A 17,589-nucleotide genomic window follows, 5' to 3' on the forward strand; every position below is an offset into this window, starting at 1 on the left:
CCTGGAACGCTGGCAACCGGAGACAGCCGGGCGGCTGCGTCAGGTGATGGCCAACAGCACGGCCTGGCCGTTCCCGGCCGCGGCGCGATAGAAGCGGCGCACTTCGGTGAAGTGCGACATGAGGTGGTCGAACTCGTCACTGCCGTTGGCCCAGATGGCCGGGTAGATGTCGGCGGCTGCCATGGCGTCCGGATCGAAGCGGGCGCGCAGCGTCTCCACGTCCATGGCGTCGAGCCCGGTGGCGATGACCCGGACGGTGTTCGGGTCAAGCAACCGGGCCGGACCGTAGCCGCCATCCTGACCGATCTCGTCGCCGCCGAGAATCGCCGCGCCGGCACCCTCGCCGATCTTCCAGGCGGTGCCGGTGAGCAGGTAATGGATGCCGTGCCACGACTTGTCCAGATCGAGTTCCGGCTCGGGCATTTCGGCCTCGTCGTCGAGGTCGCCGTAGATCAGTTCGTCGACCGCCGTCGGGTCGGCGAGCACCGCAGCCATCTCTTCGACCGACAACCGGCGCCCGATGAACACCATGCCCAAGGACCGGCCCCTTCCCGTTGTCGTCGGCGGGCTGTCACGCTGACCGACAGATCTCAGGCGGCACCGTACCGCAGCCTCCGTCAGCGCTGAGAAGGAAAGCGGGCCGCACTCGCAATGACCTTCTCGCCTGCCTCGTCGCAGCAGGATCGGGTGGCACAATGCGCCTGTGTCGATCTCCGCGGAAGGCTCTCCCAAGGCCCGCATCGTCACGGCGTTGCTGCGGGACGGCAACCGGGTGCTGTTGTGCCACCGGTCTCCCCGGCGCCGTTGGTATCCCGACGTCTGGGACATGCCCGGTGGGCACGTGGATCCCGGGGAACTGCCCGGCGCGGCACTTGCCCGGGAGCTTCGAGAGGAGCTGGGCATCGACATCGCGGCGCCGTCGGGTCCGCCCGTGCACGAAGTTCATGCCGACACGTTCGACATGCAGATCTGGCTGATCGAAGCGTGGACGGGGTCTCCGGTCAACGCCGCGCCGGACGAACACGACGCCATCGCGTGGTTCACCGGGGACGCGCTCGGAGAACTGTCCCTGGCTCATGACAGTTACCTCGCCTTGTTCAGCAAGGTCCTTGGCGAGCATCGAGCCTGACCACGACCGGACCCTCTGAAGATCACACGCGGGCCCCCGCTTCGGCGCCGGTACGCGGAATTTCCGCGCGCCGGTGATCCGCCCGCCCTGCCCGTCCGTACTCGATGGGGAACAGGGCCGGCCGGTGGTGCGCCGCCGCGAGACGATCGAGGAGCAGATGGCCCGGGCACAACGGAACCAGAAGCCGCCCACCGTCCGGACCACCAGCACCAGCCGGGGGGCCCGCACCCGGTCCCGGCCCGCGGTGGCCCTGCTGACCCTCTCGGCGCTCGCCGCGCTGTGGGCCGCCACCATGCTGACCGGCGCCGGCTCGGCCGCGTACGCGTACGGCTTCTTCTTCACCGAGTTCTTCGCCGGGGTCGTCGCCCTCGTGGCGTTGAGCCTCACCGTGATGATGGGGCTGCTCGCCACCGACCGGCTGGTGCTGCTGATCCGGCACCGGGTGCTGCTCCAGTCCGCGCACCGGGCCACCGGCATCCTCGGCGTCGCCGGGCTGGTCTTCCACGTGCTCACGAAGATCGCCACCGGCCGGGCGGCGAGCACCGACGCGGTGGTCCCCTTCGTCGGTGGACGGGGCCTCTACGTCGGCCTCGGCACGGTGGCCGCCCTGCTGATGGTGAGCGTGCTCTGGACCGGTGTCGTCCGGGCCCGCTTCGCCGGGGTCGGTCCGAAGTGGCTCTGGCGGACCCTGCACTCGGCCGCGTACCTCTCCTGGCCGTTCGCCATCGTGCACGGGCTCAACGCCGGGCGGCCCGCGAAGCCCTGGGTGCTGCTGAGCTACCTCGCCTGCGTCCTGCTGGTCGTGCTGGCGCTGCTGGTCCGCCTCTCCGTCAGCCTCGGACGGCGCCGCCGGGAGCAGCACCAGGCCGCCGCGATGAACCAGGCCCTGGCCGGGCGGCCGGCCGAGGACGCCCCGCGCCGGTCGCTGTTGCGGGGCCGGACCCGAAGCGCCGACCGGGCGGCGGAGCCGGAAAGGCGCGCGGGGACCTGGGCCGGCACCACGATCGCCGGTACCACGGTCACCGGCACCTGGTCCGCCCCCGCCGCGCGGCGCCGCGACCCGGAGCGGTTCACCGTGCCGGCCGTGCCCGAGCCCGGCACGCTCCACGACCCGGCACGCCCGCGCCGACGTGCGGCGGAACTCGCCCCGGCCGGTCGGCGCCGAGGCGAGGAGGCGCCCGCGACCACTGGCCGCCGCCGTGAGGAAGCGCCCGCGCCCACCGGCCGCCGCCGCGAGGAGGCGCCCGCGCCGACCGGCCGCCGGCGTGAGGAGGAACCCGTCCCCACCGGCCGCCGCCGCGCCGGCGAGACCCCTCGACGGGACCGGGCGGAGCGGGACGGGGTGCGGCGCCCCTCCGCGCCGCCCCGCCGCCGGGAGGAGGCCGAGGAACCCTGGGACAGCCCGCGCCGCTGGGAGCCGAGCGACCCGATCTCCGCCGGGCCCGTGTCCGCGGGTCCGGTGTCCGCGGGGCCGCGCAGCGGCGGCGGTCGGCACAGCGTCGAGGACGACCGGGACCTCGAACCGGACTACTGGCGGCCCCCGGTCCGGTACGTCCCCGAGGAGGTCCCGCTGCCGGCCGACGACACGCCGACCCTGGTCGACCTCGCGTCCCGGCGGGCACGCCGGGCCGCCGGCGAGAGCAGGTCCGTGCGCCGCCGCCGGGTCAACGCCGACGCCGTCGACGGGGCGTACTGGGCCGGGCTGCGGGGTGAGGCGAAGTGATCCGGACGACCGTGCCCCCGGTGGCCTGCGTCGGCGAGCCCCGGCTCACCGCCGGCTTCGCCGAGTTCGGCCGGCTCGACCTGCCCGCCCACGAGGAGGTGCACGGGCCGGTCGGGCCGATGGAACCGGCCACCCTGCTCCGGCTCGCCGAGGGCGTACAGCTCAAGGGCAAGGGCGGCGCGGGCTTCCCGTTCGCGAGGAAGCTCCGCGCGGTGCTGGAGTCCTGCGAGCGGCGGGACCTCCCGGCGGCGGTGGTGGTCAACGCCACCGAGGGGGAGCCGGCGAGTTGGAAGGACAAGGTGCTGCTCACCCGGGCCCCGCACCTGGTCCTCGACGGCGCCGCGCTGGCCGCGTACGCGCTGGACGCCGAGGAGATCGTCGTCGGGGTGGCCGACGACGGGGTGGGCCGCGACTCCCTGACCGAGGCGCTGGAGGAACGCCGGATGCCGGCGCCGACCAGCATCGTCACCGTGCCGCACCGGTTCATCTCCGGCGAGGGCGGAGCCCTGGTCAACGGCATCAACGGCCTGCCGCACATCCCACCGGGCACCAAGCGCCGCTCCAGCGACTCCGGCGTCGGCGGCCTGCCCACCCTGCTCTCCAACGCCGAGACGTACGCCCAGCTCGCGGTCGCCGCCCGGCTCGGCCCGTACGAGTACGCGGCGCTCGGCACCGACGACGAGCCGGGCACCGTGCTGCTCACCGTCACCGGCGCGGCGGGACGCCCGGCGGTGGTGGAGTGCGCGGCCGGCACCGCGCTGCGCGAGATCCTCGACCTGTGCGAGGCGCCGGACGGGCCGGGCATCCTGACGGGCGGCTACCACGGCAGGTGGATCACCCGGGAGGCGGCCGACCGGGCGGAGATCTCCCGCAAGGGGCTGGCCGCAGTGGGCGGCACCCTCGGCGCGGGCATCCTCGTCCCGCTCGGCGCGGACACCTGCCCGCTCGGCGAGGCCGCCCAGGTGGTGCGCTACCTGGCCGGCGAGTCCGCGGGGCAGTGCGGCCCGTGCCGGATGGGCCTGCCCGACCTGGCCCGCGCCGTCGACCTGGCGGTCTCCGGCAGCGCCCCGGTGGAGGTGGTCCGCGCCGCCGCCGGCGACGTGAAGGGCCGCGGGGCGTGCAGCCACCCCGACGGTACGGCCCGGTTCGCGCTCTCCGCGATGGAGGTGTTCGCCGAGGACCTGCGGCTGCACACCACCGGCGAGGGGTGTGGCCGGCGGGTCCGGGCGGTGATGGGCCTGCCGGGCGCCCCCGACCCGAACCCGCAGCGGCTCACGCTCGACTGGTCCCGCTGCGACGGGCACGGGCTGTGCGCGCACGTGGTGCCGGACTTCATCCGGCTCGACGGGAACGGCTACCCCGCCTTTCCGCCCACCCCCGTGCCGACCTGGCTGCGCGAGGGCGCGCGCAAGGCGGTCAAGGTCTGCCCCGAACTCGCGCTGCGACTCACCCCCGCCCCCTGAGGGGGCGGGGGAGGCCGGCGGGTCAGCGGGGGGTGAGGCGGTCGGTACCCAGGCGGGCCTGGAGGACCTCGGGGACCAGCACCGAGCCGTCGGGCTGCTGGAACTGCTCCAGGATGGCCGGGAAGAGCCGGCTGGTGGCCAGCGCCGACCCGTTGAGGGTGTGCACGAAGCGGGTCTGCTTGCCGCCCGGCTCGCGGTAGCGGATGGCCGCCCGGCGCGCCTGGTAGTCGCCGGCCCAGGAGACCGACGACACCTCCTTGTACTTGCCGGTGCTCGGCATCCACACCTCGATGTCGAGGGTCTTCTTCATCGACGCGCTGGCGTCGCCCGCCGACAGCAGGGTGCGCTGGTAGTGCAGGCCCAGCTTCTCGACCAGGCTCTCCGCGTGCAGGAGCATCTCCTCCAGCGCGGCGTCGGCCTGCTCCGGCAGGCAGAACTGGAAGATCTCCACCTTGTTGAACTGGTGGCCCCGGACGGTGCCCCGCTCGTCGGAGTGCGACCCGGCCGCCTCGCGGCGGTAGCAGGGGGTGTACGCGAACGCCTTCAGCGGCAGCTTCGCCGTCTCCAGGATCTCGTCCTGGTACGCCCCGAGGATCGCCGTCTCCGAGGTGGGCAGCAGGAACTGCCCGCGCGGGGCGGACTCCCGGTCCAGGTGGTAGACGTCGTCGTAGAACTTCGGGAACTGCCCGGCGGCGAAGCCTGCGGTGTCCAGCAGCAGGTGCGGCGGGAGCAGGAACTCGTAGCCGGCGCTGATGTGCTCGTCGACGAAGAAGTTGAGCAGCGCCCACTCCAGCCGGGCGCCCATGCCCGTGTACATCCAGAAGCCCGAGCCGCCGAGCTTGACCCCGCGCTCGTGGTCGACCAGGCCCAGCATCCGGCTCAGCTCGATGTGGTCGCGGACCTTCTCGATCGCCGGCGGCTCGCCGAAGGCCCGGACGACCCGGTTGGCCTCCTTGCCGCCCGGCAGCACGTCGTCGGCCGGCAGGTTGGGCAGCTCGCTCATCGCGGTGCGCAGCCGCGCCTGCACCTCGTCCAGCTCGGACTCCAGCTCGGCGAGCTGCTTGCGCCCCGCCTCCGGCGTGGAGACCTCCGGCTCGGTGCCGGCGCGCTTCGCCGCCGCGTAGGCGCGCGCCTCGGCCTTGCGGCGCTGCCGCTCGCCGTCGATGCCACTGATCAGGGCGCGGCGTTCCTGGTCGAGCCGCTGGATCTCGTCCAGGGCGCGGTTGACCTCGGCGGGATCCAGTCGCTTCGCCAGCGCGGTCGCCACCGCCTCGCGATCCTTCCGGATCAACTCCATGTCGAGCATGCTGCTCCGTACGCTCCGTCCGGACGTCGGGTGGACCCACCGATGCTACCGTCGCGGCCCGGTCGCGCCCGGCCCGGTCTCGACGACCCCGCCCGGCCGGCGTCGCGCCCCCGCGACGCCGGGCACTCGGCCCACGGCCGGCGCGGCGGTCAGAGCCGGCCGGCGGGTCGGAGCCGGCCGGCGGGTCAGAGCCGGATGGGCATCAGGATGGAGAACGCCTCGACGTCGTCCGCCCGGCGCACGGCCAGCGGAGCGATCGGCCCGTCCAGCTCCAGCAGCAACTGGCCCCGGCCGGCCGCGTCGAGGGCCTCCAGCAGGTAACCGCCGTTCACCCCGACGCGGAACGCGTCGGACTCCCCGGCCAGCTCGTCCGCCCCGAGCAGCCGCACCCCGCCCCGGCCGTCCGGGCCGAGCACGGTCACCGCGAGCGGGAGGCCGTCGTGCCGCCGGGTGACGACGGGGGCGTCGGCGCTGGTCAGGGCCGCCCGCAGGGCGTCGGCGTCGACCGCCAGCCGGTGCGCCGGCCCGTCGTCGGGCGTCGGGCGGAGCAGCCGGCGGTGGTCCGGGAAGTCGTACGGCAGGACGGCGGCGTCGACCGTGCGGCCGGCGACGGAGACGGAGATCGTGCCGGCGGCCACCGTCAGCCGGGCCTCGGGGGTGCTCCCCGCGCCGGTGTCGAGCAGGGCCCGCACCTCGTCGACGAAGGCGACCGGGGCGAGCACCCGCACCGCCGGCCCGTCGACCCGGGCGTCCGCCCGCGCGACTGCCAGCCGGTGCCGGTCGGTCGCCACCAGCCGTACGCCGTCGACGTCGGACTCGAACAGCACGCCGGCCAGCACCGGCAGGTCGGGGTCGGCGCCGACGGCGAAGCGGACCGCGTCCACGGCGGCGGCCAGGTCGGCGCGGGACAGGACGAGACGGGTGATCATGGCGGGCTCCCCGGGATCGATCAGCGTACGGATCCGGGAGAGCTCCCTACGGGCGTCGGCGAGACCGTCCTCCAACCGGCGCAGGTGCGCGTCGAGCAGGCGGTGGATCTGGGCCGGCTCGGACCGCAGCGCGGCGGCGATCTCGGCGACCGGCATGCCGACCCGGCGCAGCCCGGCCACCAGCCGGGCGGGGGCCACCTGGTCGCCCGTGTACCAGCGGTAGCCGGTCACCGGGTCGACCAGGGCCGGGGCCAGCACCCCGGCCGAGTCGTAGAACCGCAGGGCGCTCACGGTCAACCCGCTGGCGCGGGCCAGCTCGCCGATGCTGCGCAGGTCGCTCTCCACGGCGCCGATCCTGTCGTCTCAACCTGGTCGAGGGTCAACCCGCGCCGGGCCGGGCGGCCCGACGGTCGGGCCCTGCGCTCAGCGTGGCCGGTCCAGCACCCGGAAGGTCATCCCCGCCCGCACCAGCCGGTCCAGCAGCGCGTCGCCCATCGCCGCCACCGGGGTGACCTGCCCCGCCGTGGCCGGCAGTTCGTCGCCGGCCAGGCAGAGCGCCGACTCGCCGAGCATCTTCGCCGTCTCGTCGTAGCCGGGGTCGCCGCCGGCCACCTCGGTCAGCACCCGCCGTCCGCCGCCCGTGGCGACGAACCGGACCCGGAACCAGGACTTCGCCCGCTGCTGCGGCGTCGGCCCCTGCCCGGAGGCGAGCCGGCCGAGCAGCCAGCGCCGGGTCGGCGGCAGCTTCACCAGCACCACCAGCCCGCCCAGCCCGACGCCGCCGGCCAGCACCGTGGGCAGCCGCTTCACGGCCGCGAAGTGCCGGTAGCGGAAGTCCGGCCCGTACTCCGGGCGGGCGGCGGCCGAGCGGCGAACCACCTGCGGGTCGATGGTCGGCAGCGGCACGATCCACATGCCCAGCTCCTTCGAGCGGGCGAGGCGGCCGGGCACCGCGCGTACCCGCCGCCCGGTCGGTCGCGGCTCGACCTGCCGCCGCTCGCGGGCCGCCCGGGACGCCTCGGCGGTACGGGAGAAGGCGGTGAGCGCCGAGTGGTACGTGCCGGCGGAGAACCGCCCGCCGGCCCGGACGAAGCCGTCGACGGTGATCGGCACGTCGTCCGGGAGGTGCTTGAGCGTGAACCAGACGCCCAGGTCGTGGGGGATCGAGTCGAACCCGCAGGCGTGCACGAGCCGCGCCCCGGTGCGCTCCGCCTCGGCGTGGTGGCGCACGTACATCAGGTCGACGAACTCGGGCTCGCCGGTGATGTCGAGGTAGTCGGTGCCGGCGCGGGCGCAGGCGGCGACCAGCGGCTCCCCGTGGTGCACGTACGGGCCGACGGTGGTGGCCACCACCCGGGCGCTCTCGGCGACCGCCCGCAGCGACTCCGCATCGGTGACGTCGGCGGTGAGCAGGGGCAGCCCGGCCAGCGCCGGGTCGATGGCGGCCAGCCGGTCCCGTACGGCGGCCAGCCTGCCGGGATTGCGCCCCGCGAGCGCCCAACGCAGCCCCGGCGGGGCGTTGCGGGCCAGGTACTCGGCGGTCAGCCCCCCGGTGAAGCCGGTGGCCCCGAAGAGGACGACGTCGTACGTCCGCTGCTCACGCATCCGCCGAGTCTGCCACCCTGCACGGCGGGCCGCAGCGTTGCGCCTCAGCCGGCGGCGGCCGGAAGATCGGGGCTGAGTACGGCGCGGACGCAGCCGTCGGCCCGGTCCCGGAACAGCGCGTACCCCTGCGCTCCCCGCTCCAACGGCAGCCGGTGGGTGGCCAGATGCTCGGTACGCAGCTCGTCGCGGGCCATCCGCTCCAGCAGCATCGGGATGTAGCGCTGCCCGTGCTGCCGCGCACCCCGCACCGTCAGCCCCTTCTGGGTGACCGCCCCGAGCGGGAAGGTGTCGACGAAGCCGGTGAACTCGCCGAGCAGGAAGACCGAGCCGCCCTTGCGGCAGGCGTGCACGGCCTCGCGGACGGCGGCCGGTCGCTCGGCGCCGCCGGTGAACCGCTCGGCCAGCGACCGGGGGCCGTGCCCGTTCCAGGCCGCCCCGACCGCCTCGACGCACACGTCCGGGCCCCGCCCGCCGGTGCGCTCGCGCAGCTCGGCGACGACGTCGGCGAGCCGGTGGTCGATCGTCTCCGCGCCGGCGTGCCGTTCGGCCATCCGCAGCCGCTCCTCCTCCGCGTCGACGACGACCACCCGTTCCGCGCCGAGCAGCCACGCCGCCCGGGCCGCGAGCTGCCCGACCGCGCCCGCGCCCCAGACCGCCACCACGTCGCCGGGGCGCACCTGGCCGAGGTCCGCGCCCATCCAGCCGGCCGGCGCGGCGTCGGAGGCGAACAGGGCGCGGTCGTCGCTGACCGCCTCCGGCACGGTGAACGCGCCGACGTCCGCGTACGGCACCCGGACGTACTCCGCGTGGCTGCCGGCGAAGCCGCCCATCGCCCGGGGCTGGCCGAACGCCCCGCCGGTGGGATGGCCCCAGGCCGCCTCGGTGACGGCCGGGTCGGCGCTGCCGTTGTCGCAGCAGGAGGGCAGGTCACGCCGGCAGTACCAGCAGCTGCCGCAGGCCACCGACGAGCAGACCACCACCCGGTCGCCGACCCGGTGCCGGCGTACCTCCGGCCCGGCCTCCACCACCTCGCCGAGGAACTCGTGCCCGAGCACGTCCCCGACGGCGAGGAACGGCACCCGACCGGCCAGCAGCGGCAGGTCCCCGCCGCAGGTGGCGCTCTGCCGGACCCGGACGATGACGTCGTGGCCGTTGCGCAGCTCCGGGTCGGGCACCTGCCGTACCGCCAGCTCGCCCGCGCCCACCCAGCACAGCGCCCTCACCGCGGCGGTCCCGGCGGACGGTCGGCCGGCCAGCGGTCCGCGCGGAGCACCTCGCCGGTCTCGGCGAGCTGCTTGACCTCCCACAACGCCCGCCGGACCAGCAGGCCGGGATCGTCGCCGACCAGGTGGGCGGCGAGCCCCGCCGGGGCCGCCGCGCCGGGCACCGGCCGGGCCGCCAGCTCCGTGCCCCGGCAGCCGGGGGCCGGCCGCAGCTCGACCTGCACCGCGCCGCCGAGCCGGCGCAGGGGCTCCGGCCAGCGGCCGCCGGGCAGCACCTCGCCGGGCGGGCGGTCGACGGTCACCACCTGCCAGCGCGCGGGTCGCGGGTCGGCGCCGGCCGCGCGGGGCCAGGCCGACCCGCGCCGCCGTACGGCCAGCGCCCGGCCCGCCACCGCGACGGCGAGCGCCACCGCGGTCGCGCCCGCCAGCCGTCGTCTCCGATCCACCTCGGCCCCGCCTCCCGGTCCCCTCCCACGCCGGACGCGCACCGGCGCGCGCGGCCGGTTGCCCGCGTAGGACCAGGGTCGGCCGGGGCGGGGTGAAGCCGGCTCCCCCCGAAGGGGTGAACGGGCCCGCGCCGGGTAACCGCGGCCGGCGGGACCTGGGGGAGTGGACGCGTCGGTGGAGGGCGGGGCCGGATGCCGGAGGACGTACGGGACACGGGAGTCGTCGCGGTCGCACCCGGGCCGGCCGGCACACCGCTGCTGGCGTCGCGGCTGTGCCCCGCCCCGCCGCCGGAGCCGCTGGTGCTGCGGCCCCGGCTGCTGCGGGCGCTCGACGAGGGGACCGCCGGGCCGGTCACCCTGGTCCGCGCCCCCGCGGGGTGGGGCAAGACGACGCTGCTCGCCTCCTGGTTCCGGGCCGCCGGGGAGGCCGGCGCGCCCGGGGGCCGGGTGGGGCAGGGGCCGGTGACCGACGCCGCCCGGGGGCGCCGGGACGACGGGCCGACCGGTGCCGCGCCGGGCGACTTCGGCGCGGCGGCGGGCGTACCGGCGGAACCCGGCCGGTTCCGGGCGGCCTGGGTCTCGGTGGAGACCGGCGACGACGGGGACCGGCTCTGGTCCTACCTCGCGGCGGCGCTGCGCACGGCCACGGATCCCGCCGACGACGTACCGGGCCCCGTGCCCGACCGGCCGCCCCGCCCCGACCAGTTGGAGGTGCTGGCCGCGGCCCTCGCCGCCCGGGAACGGCCGGTGCTGCTGGTCCTGGACGACCTGCACCGGATCACCGACCCCGAGGCACTGGCCGGACTGGAGTTCCTGCTCCGCCACGCCGAGCAGCGGCTGCGGCTGGTGGTCGGCGCCCGCGCCGGGCTGCCGCTGGCCGTGCACCGGCTGCGGCTGGCCGGCGAGCTGACCGAGGTCGGCCCCGACGAACTGGCCTTCGGCGACGACGAGGTCGCCGACCTGCTGACCGCGCACGGGGTGGCGCTGCCGGCGGCCGGGGTACGCCGGCTGCGGGAACGCACCGGCGGCTGGCCGGCGGCCCTCCGCTTCGCCGCGCTGGCGCTACGCGGGCAGCCGGACCCGGCCCGCTGGGCCGAGCAGTTCGGCGGCGATCAGCCGGACGTGGCCGGCTACCTGCGCGAGGAGGTGCTCGCGGGGCTCGACCCGGACGCGCGGGACGTGCTGCGCCGCTCCGCCGTCGCCGACGCGGTCTGCGCCGGCCTCGCCGACGCGCTGACCGGCCGGACCGACGCCGAGCAGGCGCTGGCCGGCCTGGCCGGCGACGGCGGGCTGCTGCGCCGCGACGACAGCCGCCCGCCCTGGTACCGCTGCCCCGCGCTGCTGGCCGACCTGCTGCACGCCGAGCTGGGCCGGCTGCCCGCCGACGAACTGCGCGACCTGCACCTGCGCGCGGCCGGCTGGTACGCCGACAACGGGCGGCCCGCCGAGGCGCTGCGGCACGCGCTCGCCGGCGGCGACCACGACCGGGCCGCCGCGCTCTTCGTGGCCCGCTGGCCGGAGCTGGTCCCGTACGACCGGGAGACGCCCGCCGGCCGTCCGCCCGCGCCCCCGCCGCCGGAGGCCGTGCGCCGCGATCCGGAGCTCGGGCTGGCCTGCGCCGCCGAGCGGGCCCGGGCCGGCGACGCCACCGCCGCCGCCGGGCACCTGCGCGACGCCGTCGAGGCCGCCCGGACGCTGCCGGCGCCGCGCCGGGACCGGTTCCGGCGGCTGGTCACCGCGCTGGAACTCACCCTGGCCCGGCTGGCCGACGACCCCGAAGCGGTACGCGCCGCCGCAGCCCGGCTGCTCGCCACCCGCCCCGCACCGTCCCCGGCGTCCCCCGACCCGTCCGTGTCCCCGGCGTCGCCCGACCCGTCCGTGTCCCCGGCGACCGATGGGCCAGCGGGGGACGCGGCGCCGTCGGGGAGCGCCGTCGACGGGCTGCTCGCCGCGCCGATGCCCGCTGAGCCGATGCCCGCCGAGCCGCGCGGCGCCGCCGCCGAGGACGCCGACGTGCGGGCGGTGGCCGGCACCGCGCTGGGTCTGGCCGACCTCGCGGACGGGGACCTGCCCGCCGCCGGCCTCGCCTTCGCCCGGTCGCTGTCGGCGGCCCGAGAGGCGGGGCGACCGCGTACGGAGCTGGTCTGCGCCAGCCGGGCGGCCCTGTTGCACGCCGTCCGGGGCGAGCTGCGGGCCGCCGAGACCCTCGCCAGGGACGCCCTCGCCATGCCGCCCTGCCACGGCTGGTCCTGCCGGGAGGACTGCGCCCACGCGTACCTGGCCCTGGCCCTGGTCGCGCTGCACCGGGACCAGCCCGAGGAGGCGGAGGCGAACCTGGCGCTGGCCGCGCCGGCCACCGGCGAGCCCGTGGTGGGGGCGGTGGCGGCGCTGTGCCGGGCGTACCTGCTGCGGGACGCCGGTGACCTGCCCGAGGGCCACCGGGTGCTGGCCGAGGCACGGGAGCGGCTGGCCGACCGCCCCCGTGCCGGCGAGCTGACGCACTGGCTGCTGGCCGCCGAGTCGGACGTACGCGGGGCACGAGGTGACCTGGGCGCCGCCCGGGAGCTGCTCGGGCGGGCACCCGACGCGGCCGCCCCGCCGCTGGCCGTCGCCCTCGCCCGGGTGGAGTTGCGTGCCGGCGACCCGCGCGCCGCCGGGTACGCGCTGCCGGACTGGGAGGCGCCGGAGGCGGCCGGCTGGCCGCTGCCCGTACGCCTGGACGCCGCCGTGCTCGACGCGGTGCTGGCCGGGCGCGCGGGCGACGACCGGCGGGCCGGACGGCTGCTGGAGCGGGCTCTCGACCTGGCCGGGCCGGAGGGGTTCCGGCGGGCGTTCACCCGCGCCGAGCCCGGGGTCCGTGACCTGCTCGCCGCGCACCTGGACGCCGGTACCGCGCACTGGCCGACGGTCAGCGACCTCGTCCGGGGCGCCGACGCGCCGGCCGAGCGGGCCCCGGCGGAGCGGGGCACGGGGGCGCTGGACGAGCCGCTGACCGAGCGGGAACTGACGATCCTGCGCTACCTGCAGAGCATCCTGTCCAACGTGGAGATCGCGGCCGAGCTGTCCCTGTCGGTCAACACGGTCAAGACCCACGTGCGCAACATCTACCGCAAGCTCGACGCCACCCGCCGCCGCGAGGCCGTCCGCCGAGCCCGCGCCCTCCACCTCATCTAACCCACCCCACCTCGCCCCGTCCCTCCGCCCCTCCACCGCGTCGATCATGCAGTTGTGGTGGGCGAACTGCCCTCTGCCGCCCCATTTGCGGGGCACCAGAACTGCATGATCGACGGGAGCGGGCGGGGGAGGGGGGTTACGGGGTGGCGGCGTCGACGGCCGTCAGGAGGTCCGCCAGGTCGTGGTCGCCGTCGTGGCGGGTGCCGTTGACGAACAGGGTCGGGGTGGCGTGGACGCCGCTGCGGATGCCGCCCACGAAGTCCCGCCGCACCCGGTCGCCGTGCGCCTGCCGCTCCAACTCCGCGGCGACCTCGTCGGCGGGCAGGCCGAGCTGCTCCATGCCGAGCGACAGGTGCACGGGGTCGAGCTGGTCCTGGTGCTCGTAGAGCCAGTCGTGCATCGCCCAGAACTGCCCGCGCCGGCCGGCCGCCTCGGCCGCCTCGGCGGCCTGCTCCGCGTACGGGTGCATGTTGGTGATGGGGAAGTGCCGGTACACCAGCCGCACCGTGTCGGCCCGCTGTCGCAGCAGCTCCCGCAGGTTCGCGTACGCGGCTCCGCAGAACCGGCACTGGAAGTCGGCGTACTCGACGATGGTCACCGGCGCGTCCACCGGCCCGCGGACGTTGTCGTGCCCGGTCACCGGGGTCCGCAGGCGGGCGGTGACCTGGAGTGGAGTGGTCATCGGGTCACCTCAGTCATGTCTCCCAGCCTGCTCCATGACGGGGTGAGGGTGGCTCACCCCGCCCGGGTGGTCCGGCGCCCGGCTCAGCCCAGCACCGGGGCGACCGCGATGTGGTTCTGCACCTCGCGGATGCCCGGCGCGCACCAGACGGTCCGTTCCACCTCGGCCCGCTCCGGCATCGAGTGGACCAGCCCGCCGAGCAGCACGGTGTCGCCATGCACCCGGACGGTGATCCGCTCCGCCTCGGTGGCCCCGTTGCGGGCCAGCGCGTCGACGATCCGTACCGCCAGGTCGTGCCCGTCCGGCCGGGTGTCCGGGCGGACGGTGATGCCGTTGCTGACCCCGCGTACGCCGGTCAGCCGGGCCACGGCGCGCTCGGCGGCGCGACGCTGGTACTCCCAGTCCACCTCGCCGTGCAGCGTGACCCAGCCGTGCGAGACGGTCACGTCGAGCTGCTCCAGGGGCACGAACGCGTCCCACTCCAGCGTGTGCCCGGCCGCGGCGGCGATGTCCGGGTCGGCGCGTTCCGCGCCGGTGCCCAGGCGTACCGCCAGGTCGTTGGCGACCGCCCGGACGCGCGCCACCCGGTGCGCCGCCCGCTCGGCGGCCCACTTCTTGGCGTAGCTGTCCACCCGGCCGGTCAGGGTGACCACGCCCTCGGCGACCGTCACGCCGATCTCGTGCGGCCGTACCCGGGGTTCCCAGGTCAGCTCGTCGAGGACGGCCGACTGGATGTCCTGGTCGGTACGGCTGATCGTTTCGATGGCCACCTGTCACTCCTCACGGGATAGCTGCCGGTGCGCGCGGGTTCGCCGGGACCGATCCTGGCACCGGGCGGGGTGAGGGCCCCTCACCCCGCCCGGGTGACCCTTGGGAGCGCTTCCAGGCGGCCGGTCGGATCGGTTAGGGTAAGCGCGTTCCTCGGGTGCGGGAGCCGTCGCGCCGATGACCGGAGCCAGGGCAGCTCCGGCGCGATTCCGCACGTACCCGTTGCCGGGTCCGGCCGTCTCCACGTCGGCTCCCGGCGTCCGAACCCGGAAGGAACCGCAGATGCGCAGAAGTTACGCCGGCGCGGTCGTGTCCGCGCTGGTCGTCGCCGCGGCCGTCGTGGCGGCACCGTTCACCGCAGCCGGCGCGCCCACCGCCGCAGCCGCCGCCGAGCCGTACACCTGGAAGAACGTCCGGATCGACGGCGGCGGCTTCGTCCCCGGCATCGTCTTCAACCCCACCGAGAAGAACCTGATCTACGCCCGCACGGACATCGGCGGGATGTACCGGTGGACGCAGGCCACGCAGTCCTGGACGCCGCTGCTGGACTGGGTCGGCGAGGACAAGTGGGGCTGGAACGGCGTGGTCAGCGTCGCCACGGACCCGGTGCAGACCAACCGCGTCTACGCGGCCGTCGGGATGTACACCAACGACTGGGACCCGAACAACGGCGCCATCCTGCGCTCGGCCGACAAGGGCGCCACCTGGCAGGTCACCGAGCTGCCGTTCAAGAACGGCGGGAACATGCCAGGCCGGGGCATGGGCGAGCGGCTCGCCGTCGACCCCAACCGGAACAGCATCCTGTACTACGGCGCCGAGGGCGGCAACGGCCTGTGGCGCAGCACCGACTTCGGGGCGACCTGGGCGAAGGTGACCAACTTCCCCAACGTCGGCAACTACCGGGCCGACCCGAGCGACCCGAACGGCTACAACGGCCAGAACCAGGGCCTGACCTGGGTCAGCTTCGACAAGAGCACCGGTACGGCCGGCACCGCCACGCAGACGATCTACGTCGGCGTGGCCGACAAGGAGAACCCGGTCTACCGCAGCACGAACGGCGGCGCCACCTGGGAGCGGATCGCGGGGCAGCCGACCGGCTACCTGGCGCACAAGGGCGTCGTCGACCCGGTGGGCGGCTTCCTCTACATCGCCACCAGCGACACCGGCGGCCCGTACGACGGCGGTAAGGGCGACGTCTGGAAGTTCAGCCGCGCCACCGGCGCGTGGACGCGGATCAGCCCGGTCCCGTCCACCAGCACCGACGCGTACTTCGGCTACAGCGGCCTCACCATCGACCGGCAGAAGCCGAACACCCTCATGGTGGCCACCCAGATCTCCTGGTGGCCGGACGCGATCTTCTGGCGCAGCACCGACGGGGGAGCCACCTGGACCCGGATCTGGGACTTCACCAGCTACCCCAACAGGTCCAAGCGCTACACCATGTACGTCAGCTCGGTGCCGTGGCTGACCTTCGGCAGCAACCCCGCCCCGCCGGAGGAGACCCCGAAGCTCGGCTGGATGAACGAGTCGGTCGAGATCGACCCGCACGACAGCAACCGCTTCATGTACGGCACCGGCGCCACCATCTACGGCAGCACCGACCTCACCAAGTGGGACACCGGCGGCCAGTTCACCATCAAGCCCATGGTCAGGGGCCTGGAGGAGACCGCGGTGCTCGACCTGGTCAGCCCGCCCTCCGGGGCGCCGCTGGTCAGCGCGCTCGGCGACATCGGCGGCTTCCGGCACACCGACCTGGACGCCGTGCCGCCGATGCTGTTCACCCAGCCCACCTTCACCAGCACCACCAGCCTGGACTACGCCGAAACGAAGCCGGCCGTGATGGTGCGCGCCGGCAACTTCACCGACGCGGACCGCCCCAACGACAGCCACGTCGCGTTCTCCACCGACGGCGGCGCCAACTGGTTCCAGGGCAGCGAGCCGTCCGGCGTCAACAGCGGCGGCACGGTCGCCGCGTCGGCCGACGGCAGCCGCTTCGTCTGGGCGCCGGGAGACGCCGGCCAGCAGGTGGTGCACTCGGTCGGGTTCGGCAACTCGTGGACCGCGTCGACGGGCATCCCGGCCAACGCGACGATCGAGTCCGACCGCGTCAACCCCAACAAGTTCTACGGCTTCAGCGGCGGCAGGCTCTACGTCAGCACCAACGGCGGGGCGAGCTTCACCGCCTCGGCCGCCGCCGGCCTGCCCAGCACCGGAAACGTCAAGTTCAAGGCGCTGCCCGGCAGGGAGGGCGAGCTGTGGCTGTCCGGCGAGGGCGGGCTGTGGCGCTCCACCGACTCCGGGGCCACCTTCACCAAGCAGGCCGGGGTGAGCACCGCCGGCAACGTCGGCTTCGGCAAGGCCGCGCCCGGCCGGACGTACCCGGCGCTGTACCTGTTCGGCACCGTCGACGGCCGGCCCGGCGTGCACCGCTCGGACGACACCGGCGCGACCTGGGTGCGGATCAACGACGACCAGCACCAGTACGGCAACGCGGGCGAGGCACTGACCGGCGACCCCCGGGTCTACGGCCGGGTCTACCTCGGCACCAACGGCCGCGGCATCCTGGTGGCGGACCGGCTCGGCGGCACGCCCGACCCGACGCCGACCACCTCCACCCCGCCCCCGACGACCCCGCCTCCGACCAGCCCACCCCCGACCACCCCGCCTCCCACGACGCCGCCGCCCACGACCCCGCCTCCCACGACGCCGCCGCCGACCAGCGGTTGCACGGCGACGTACCGGGTCACCAGCTCCTGGCAGGGCGGCTTCCAGGGCGAACTGGTGGTCCGCAACGCCGGCAGCGCGGCGATCACCGGCTGGACGGTGGGCTGGACCTTCCCCGACGGTCAGCAGATCACCCAGCTCTGGGGCGGCACCCACACCCAGACCGGGGCGACCGTCTCCGTCCGGGACGCCGGCTGGAACGGCGCCCTCGGTGCGGGCGCCACCGCCACCGCCGGCTTCCTGGGCAGTACGACCGGCGCGAACACCGCCCCGGCCACCGTCACCTGCACCGCCCGCTGACCGCCGCGCTCCGCCGACCGCGCACCCCCGTCCCCACCAGGGGCGGGACGTGCGCGGTCGTGCGGAGCGGCCGGCGGCCCGGGTCTCCTACCGGCGCGGACGGGCTCCGGCTGCCCG

13 protein-coding genes are annotated in these 17,589 nt (G+C 75.8%); 5 read left to right on the top strand and 8 right to left on the bottom strand.

What is annotated here, in order from left to right; translation table 11 throughout:
- Positions 1–39 precede the first annotated feature (39 nt).
- Positions 40–531, bottom strand: coding sequence for a YfbM family protein (locus ABZ573_RS06555; RefSeq protein WP_225852436.1), 492 nt, complete (start codon positions 529–531; stop codon positions 40–42).
- A gap of 172 nt (positions 532–703) precedes the next feature.
- On the opposite strand from ABZ573_RS06555, the gene ABZ573_RS06560 reads away from it, so the two are divergent.
- From ABZ573_RS06560 to ABZ573_RS06570, 3 genes are all read left to right on the top strand, one after another.
- Positions 704–1,129 (top strand): NUDIX hydrolase, encoded by a 426-nt coding sequence (locus ABZ573_RS06560; protein ID WP_151456763.1) that lies wholly within the window; start codon positions 704–706, stop codon positions 1,127–1,129.
- A 124-nt stretch (positions 1,130–1,253) separates the two neighbouring features.
- Complete coding sequence (locus ABZ573_RS06565) at positions 1,254–2,852, top strand: ferric reductase-like transmembrane domain-containing protein (RefSeq protein ID WP_225852433.1); 1,599 nt, start codon at positions 1,254–1,256, stop codon at positions 2,850–2,852.
- Positions 2,849–4,315 carry an NADH-ubiquinone oxidoreductase-F iron-sulfur binding region domain-containing protein gene (locus tag ABZ573_RS06570; protein WP_358116308.1) on the top strand — a complete coding sequence of 489 codons (1,467 nt, stop codon included), beginning with the start codon at positions 2,849–2,851 and terminating at the stop codon, positions 4,313–4,315. The genes ABZ573_RS06565 and ABZ573_RS06570 overlap by 4 nt, the downstream gene beginning before the upstream one ends.
- Positions 4,316–4,337: 22 nt before the next feature.
- Here ABZ573_RS06570 and serS read toward each other — a convergent pair whose 3' ends face one another.
- The 5 genes from serS to ABZ573_RS06595 all read right to left on the bottom strand — a co-directional run bounded on the left by serS (position 4,338) and on the right by ABZ573_RS06595 (position 9,824).
- On the bottom strand, positions 4,338–5,621 hold the full coding sequence (gene serS, locus ABZ573_RS06575; protein WP_132237168.1) for a serine--tRNA ligase: 1,284 nt from the start codon (positions 5,619–5,621) through the stop codon (positions 4,338–4,340).
- 185 nt (positions 5,622–5,806) lie between these two features.
- Positions 5,807–6,883 (bottom strand): MerR family transcriptional regulator, encoded by a 1,077-nt coding sequence (locus ABZ573_RS06580; RefSeq protein WP_358116746.1) that lies wholly within the window; start codon positions 6,881–6,883, stop codon positions 5,807–5,809.
- Positions 6,884–6,973: 90 nt separating this feature from the next.
- The gene (locus tag ABZ573_RS06585) at positions 6,974–8,155 is read right to left on the bottom strand and encodes a saccharopine dehydrogenase NADP-binding domain-containing protein (RefSeq protein ID WP_151457411.1); all 1,182 of its coding nucleotides are present in this window, start codon (positions 8,153–8,155) and stop codon (positions 6,974–6,976) included.
- 44 nt (positions 8,156–8,199) lie between these two features.
- A complete protein-coding gene (locus tag ABZ573_RS06590) occupies positions 8,200–9,378 on the bottom strand; it encodes a zinc-dependent alcohol dehydrogenase (protein ID WP_151457412.1) in 1,179 nt (392 codons plus the stop codon).
- Entirely contained in the window at positions 9,375–9,824 is a 450-nt protein-coding gene (locus ABZ573_RS06595) for a hypothetical protein (protein ID WP_358116313.1), read from the bottom strand. The genes ABZ573_RS06590 and ABZ573_RS06595 overlap by 4 nt, the downstream gene beginning before the upstream one ends.
- 192 nt (positions 9,825–10,016) lie before the next feature.
- Here ABZ573_RS06595 and ABZ573_RS06600 point away from each other — a divergent pair, with 192 nt between their 5' ends.
- Positions 10,017–12,998 carry a LuxR C-terminal-related transcriptional regulator gene (locus ABZ573_RS06600; protein ID WP_358116316.1) on the top strand — a complete coding sequence of 994 codons (2,982 nt, stop codon included), beginning with the start codon at positions 10,017–10,019 and terminating at the stop codon, positions 12,996–12,998.
- A 136-nt stretch (positions 12,999–13,134) separates the two neighbouring features.
- On the opposite strand, the gene ABZ573_RS06605 is transcribed toward ABZ573_RS06600, so the two are convergent.
- Positions 13,135–13,680: a DsbA family protein gene (locus ABZ573_RS06605; RefSeq protein WP_358116318.1), complete on the bottom strand. Its 546-nt coding sequence runs from the start codon at positions 13,678–13,680 to the stop codon at positions 13,135–13,137.
- 83 nt (positions 13,681–13,763) lie between these two features.
- Positions 13,764–14,450 carry a BON domain-containing protein gene (locus tag ABZ573_RS06610; RefSeq protein WP_151457639.1) on the bottom strand — a complete coding sequence of 229 codons (687 nt, stop codon included), beginning with the start codon at positions 14,448–14,450 and terminating at the stop codon, positions 13,764–13,766.
- A 280-nt stretch (positions 14,451–14,730) separates the two neighbouring features.
- On the opposite strand from ABZ573_RS06610, the gene ABZ573_RS06615 reads away from it, so the two are divergent.
- Complete coding sequence (locus ABZ573_RS06615) at positions 14,731–17,472, top strand: cellulose binding domain-containing protein (protein WP_358116321.1); 2,742 nt, start codon at positions 14,731–14,733, stop codon at positions 17,470–17,472.
- Positions 17,473–17,589: the final 117 nt, after the last annotated feature.

This window comes from Micromonospora sp. NPDC007220 (assembly GCF_040634035.1).
Taxonomy (GTDB): domain Bacteria; phylum Actinomycetota; class Actinomycetes; order Mycobacteriales; family Micromonosporaceae; genus Micromonospora; species Micromonospora reichwaldensis.